The organism is Corynebacterium sp. AOP36-E1-14 (assembly GCF_052377495.1).
Taxonomy (GTDB): domain Bacteria; phylum Actinomycetota; class Actinomycetes; order Mycobacteriales; family Mycobacteriaceae; genus Corynebacterium.
Map to the genome: position 1 here is coordinate 1 of NZ_JBQSWV010000056.1, position 5,427 is coordinate 5,427.

Annotated in this window: 3 rRNA genes; all 3 read left to right on the top strand. The window is 55.0% G+C overall.

Annotated elements, in window-relative coordinates:
• Positions 1-267: 267 nt before the first annotated feature.
• The 3 genes from ACT3TD_RS14555 to rrf all read left to right on the top strand — a co-directional run bounded on the left by ACT3TD_RS14555 (position 268) and on the right by rrf (position 5,420).
• Positions 268-1,783 (top strand): 16S ribosomal RNA (locus ACT3TD_RS14555).
• Positions 1,784-2,111: 328 nt separating this feature from the next.
• Positions 2,112-5,188, top strand: a 23S ribosomal RNA gene (locus ACT3TD_RS14560).
• A 115-nt stretch (positions 5,189-5,303) separates the two neighbouring features.
• Positions 5,304-5,420: ribosomal RNA gene (gene rrf, locus ACT3TD_RS14565) — 5S ribosomal RNA — on the top strand.
• Together the 16S, 23S and 5S rRNA genes form the textbook arrangement of a ribosomal RNA operon.
• Positions 5,421-5,427 lie beyond the last annotated feature (7 nt).

Genomic DNA, 5,427 nt, shown 5'->3' on the forward strand with positions numbered 1-5,427 from the left:
GTGTGCGTGTGTTGTTTGAGAACTCAATAGCGTAACAAACCAAGCAATTTTTGTCGCACCGGTTGTGTGGCGCGGTGGTTTGGAATGGTACCGGCAAGCGTGATTGCTTGTTAAATATCGTTCTTTTCTTATTGTGCTGCTGATTGGTGTTGACGGTTGTCGGTTCCGCCACCCCCGTGGTGGGATCGATGTTGACATTTTTTGTCAGTAGTTCAGTATTTTTTTATTTTGCCAGTATGTTCAGGCTTTTTATAGAGCTGATATGCTTTTATGGAGAGTTTGATCCTGGCTCAGGACGAACGCTGGCGGCGTGCTTAACACATGCAAGTCGAACGGAAAGGCCCTGCTTGCAGGGTACTCGAGTGGCGAACGGGTGAGTAACACGTGGGTGATCTGCCCTGCACTTCGGGATAAGCCTGGGAAACTGGGTCTAATACCGGATAGTACCATCGTTTAGTGTCGGTGGTGGAAAGTTTTTCGGTGCAGGATGAGCCCGCGGCCTATCAGCTTGTTGGTGGGGTAATGGCCTACCAAGGCGTCGACGGGTAGCCGGCCTGAGAGGGTGGACGGCCACATTGGGACTGAGACACGGCCCAGACTCCTACGGGAGGCAGCAGTGGGGAATATTGCACAATGGGCGCAAGCCTGATGCAGCGACGCCGCGTGGGGGATGAAGGCCTTCGGGTTGTAAACTCCTTTCAACCATGACGAAGCGAGAGTGACGGTAGTGGTAGAAGAAGCACCGGCTAACTACGTGCCAGCAGCCGCGGTAATACGTAGGGTGCGAGCGTTGTCCGGAATTACTGGGCGTAAAGAGCTCGTAGGTGGTTTGTCACGTCGTCTGTGAAATTCCGGGGCTTAACTCCGGGCGTGCAGGCGATACGGGCATAACTTGAGTACTGTAGGGGAGACTGGAATTCCTGGTGTAGCGGTGAAATGCGCAGATATCAGGAGGAACACCGATGGCGAAGGCAGGTCTCTGGGCAGTTACTGACGCTGAGGAGCGAAAGCATGGGTAGCGAACAGGATTAGATACCCTGGTAGTCCATGCCGTAAACGGTGGGCGCTAGGTGTGGGGGTCTTCCACGACTTCCGTGCCGTAGCTAACGCATTAAGCGCCCCGCCTGGGGAGTACGGCCGCAAGGCTAAAACTCAAAGGAATTGACGGGGGCCCGCACAAGCGGCGGAGCATGTGGATTAATTCGATGCAACGCGAAGAACCTTACCTGGGCTTGACATATGCAGGATCGGCACAGAGATGTGTTTTCCCTTGTGGTCTGTATACAGGTGGTGCATGGTTGTCGTCAGCTCGTGTCGTGAGATGTTGGGTTAAGTCCCGCAACGAGCGCAACCCTTGTCTTGTGTTGCCAGCACGTAATGGTGGGGACTCGCGAGAGACTGCCGGGGTTAACTCGGAGGAAGGTGGGGATGACGTCAAATCATCATGCCCCTTATGTCCAGGGCTTCACACATGCTACAATGGTCGGTACAGTGGGTTGCGATGCCGTGAGGCGGAGCTAATCCCGTAAAGCCGGTCTCAGTTCGGATTGGAGTCTGCAACTCGACTCCATGAAGTCGGAGTCGCTAGTAATCGCAGATCAGCAACGCTGCGGTGAATACGTTCCCGGGCCTTGTACACACCGCCCGTCACGTCATGAAAGTTGGTAACACCCGAAGCCAGTGGCCCAAACTCGTTAGGGAGCTGTCGAAGGTGGGATCGGCGATTGGGACGAAGTCGTAACAAGGTAGCCGTACCGGAAGGTGCGGCTGGATCACCTCCTTTCTAAGGAGCTTTTTGGTTGCAGGCCTTTGGGCTCACCGTGTGGTGGGTCATTGCGTAGTCTGCTTTTGAATCCGGGTGGAGATCATGTCTGGATCATCGTTTGTTTAGTCGCATGGCTTCATGTGGTGTGGCAGGGGTTGTTTGGTTTTGTTGCGGTGTTGGGTGTCTGGAGCAGCATGCTCCTTTTGTGGGCGCTTGATGGTGGTGCTGTCGTGCTTGTGTGTGCGGTGGTTGCTGGCTCGGGTGTCGTGTTGTTTGAGAACTGTATAGTGGACGCGAGTATCTTCTTTATTTTATGCAATTTTTGTAGAGTCATCTTTTTGTTTTAGTGTTGTCTGTTAAGGGCGCACGGTGGATGCCTTGGCACAATGAGCCGATGAAGGACGTGAGAGGCTGCGAAATGCCTCGGGGAGTTGCCAACTGAGCGTTGATCCGAGGATGTCCGAATGGGGAAACCCGGCCGTGGTTATGCACGGTCACCCACCTGTGAATGTATAGCTGGTGTGGAGGGAACGCGGGGAAGTGAAACATCTCAGTACCCGTAGGAGAAGAAAACAATAGTGATTCCGAGAGTAGCGGCGAGCGAAATCGGATGGTGGCTAAACTTCATGTGTGTGATACCTGACAGGGGTTGCATGTGGGGTGTTGTGGGGTCTTGTGTGGTGGGTCTGTCAGCCTGCCGCCTGTGCGCGTGGTGTTAGCGGAAGTGGTTTGGAATGGCCTGCCGTAGACGGTGAGAGTCCGGTACGTGAAAGCATCGTGTGTGTGGGTTGCGAGTGTCCCCGAGTAGCAGCGGGCTCGTGGAATCTGCTGTGAATCTGCCGGGACCACCCGGTAAGCCTGAATACTTGTTGTGACCGATAGCGGATTAGTACCGTGAGGGAATGGTGAAAAGTACCCCGGGAGGGGAGTGAAATAGTACCTGAAACCGTGTGCCTACAATCCGTCAGAGCCTCCTTGTGGGGTGATGGCGTGCCTTTTGAAGAATGAGCCTGCGAGTCAGCGGCACGTCGCGAGGTTAACCCGTGTGGGGTAGCCGTAGCGAAAGCGAATACTAACTAGTGTGTTGTTAGTGGCGTGTCCTGGACCCGAAGCGGGGTGATCTACCCATGGCCAGTGTGAAGCGACGGTAAGACGTCGTGGAGGCGCGAACCCACTTAGGTTGAAAACTGAGGGGATGAGTTGTGGGTAGGGGTGAAAGGCCAATCAAACTCCGTGATAGCTGGTTCTCCCCGAAATGCATTTAGGTGCAGCGTCGTGTGTTTCTTGCCGGAGGTAGAGCTACTGGTTGGTTTAGCGGGACTACCATCTTAGCGACATCAGCCAAACTCCGAATGCCGGTAAGTGAGAGCGCGGCAGTGAGACTGCGGGGGATAAGCTTCGTGGTCGAGAGGGAAACAGCCCAGATCGCCGGCTAAGGCCCCTAAGGGTGTACTAAGTGGAAAAGGATGTGGGATCGCGAAGACAGCCAGGAGGTTGGCTTAGAAGCAGCCATCCTTGAAAGAGTGCGTAATAGCTCACTGGTCGAGTGGTTCTGCGCCGACAATGTAGTGGGGCTCAAGTACACCGCCGAAGCCGCGGAACTCACACTTGTGTGTGGGTTGGTAGGGGAGCGTCGTGTAGCGAGTGAAGGTGCGGGGTGACCCAGTGCTGGACGCTATGCGAGTGAGAATGCAGGCATGAGTAGCGAATGATGAGTGAGAACCTCATCCGCCGGATGACCAAGGGTTCCTGGGTCAAGTTAATCTTCCCAGGGTGAGTCGGGGCCTAAGGCGAGGCCGACAGGCGTAGTCGATGGATAACGGGTTGATATTCCCGTACCCGTGTGTGTGCGACCATGGTGAATCAGCGATACTAACCGCCCTGAAGCACGGTGTGGGTCACTTTGTGGCTCTCGTTGTGTGGATGCGTGGGACCTGAGCTGGTAGTAGCCAAGTGATGGGGTGACGCAGGAAGGTAGCCGAGCCACTTATTGGATTGTGGTGTAAGCGTGTGGCCCGAGCCCCAGGTAAATCCGGGGTTCATTATGGGTGAGGCGTGATGCGTACCCGTTTGCGGGGATGTCGGTGATCCTATGCTGTCGAGAAAAGCCTCTAGCGATGTGCACATTCGGCCCGTACCCCAAACCGACACAGGTGGTCAGGTAGAGAATACTAAGGCGATCGGGTGAACTGTGGTTAAGGAACTCGGCAAAATGCCCCCGTAACTTCGGGAGAAGGGGGGCCCGTGCTGGTGATCGATCTTTACGGTTGTGAGCTGGTGTGGGTCGCAGAGGATAGAGGGAAGCGACTGTTTACTAAAAACACAGGTCCGTGCGAAGACGCTAAGTCGATGTATACGGACTGACGCCTGCCCGGTGCTGGAAGGTTAAGAGGACCTGTTAGGACTTCGGTTCGAAGCGGAGAATTTAAGCCCCAGTAAACGGCGGTGGTAACTATAACCATCCTAAGGTAGCGAAATTCCTTGTCGGGTAAGTTCCGACCTGCACGAATGGCGTAACGACTTCCCTGCTGTCTCAACCACAGGCCCGGCGAAATTGCAGTACGAGTAAAGATGCTCGTTACGCGCGGCAGGACGAAAAGACCCCGGGACCTTCACTATAGCTTGGTATTGGTGTTCGGTTCGGTTTGTGTAGGATAGGTGGGAGACTGTGAAGCGGCCACGCTAGTGGTTGTGGAGTCGTTGTTGAAATACCACTCTGATCGTGCTGGACATCTGAACCTCGGCCCATGATCTGGGTTAGGGACAGTGCCTGGTGGGTAGTTTAACTGGGGCGGTTGCCTCCCAAAGAGTAACGGAGGCGCCCAAAGGTTCCCTCAGCCTGGTTGGTAATCAGGTGTTGAGTGTAAGTGCACAAGGGAGCTTGACTGTGAGACTGACAGGTCGAGCAGGTACGAAAGTAGGGACTAGTGATCCGGCACCGGCTTGTGGAAGCGGTGTCGCTCAACGGATAAAAGGTACCCCGGGGATAACAGGCTGATCTTCCCCAAGAGTCCATATCGACGGGATGGTTTGGCACCTCGATGTCGGCTCGTCGCATCCTGGGGCTGGAGTTGGTCCCAAGGGTTGGGCTGTTCGCCCATTAAAGCGGCACGCGAGCTGGGTTTAGAACGTCGTGAGACAGTTCGGTCTCTATCCGCCGTGCGCGTTGAAACTTGAGAAAGGCTGACCCTAGTACGAGAGGACCGGGTTGGACATACCTCTGGTGGGCCAGTTGTCACGCCCGTGGCATGGCTGGTTGGCTACGTATGGGAGGGATAACCGCTGAAAGCATCTAAGCGGGAAGCCTGTTTCGAGATGAGGTTTCGTTTGAGGTTCCCTGTAGACTACGGGGTTGATAGGCCGGATCTGGACAGCATGTGAGTGTTGGAGGTGACCGGTACTAATTGACCGAGGATAACATTAGTTAACGAGTGATTCTGCTGTGTAAGATTTGTTGATTCGCGTCCATTGTGCAGTGTCTGGAACGGCACAGCACACCACCGTTGTTGGTGGGTGTGTGTTTTGTTCTGTTGTGTTTGTCGGTGGTTTTAGCGGCGGGGTCACGCCCGGTCCCTTTCCGAACCCGGAAGCTAAGCCTGCCTGCGCCGATGGTACTGCACCCGGGAGGGTGTGGGAGAGTAGGTCGCCGCCGGCATTTAAAC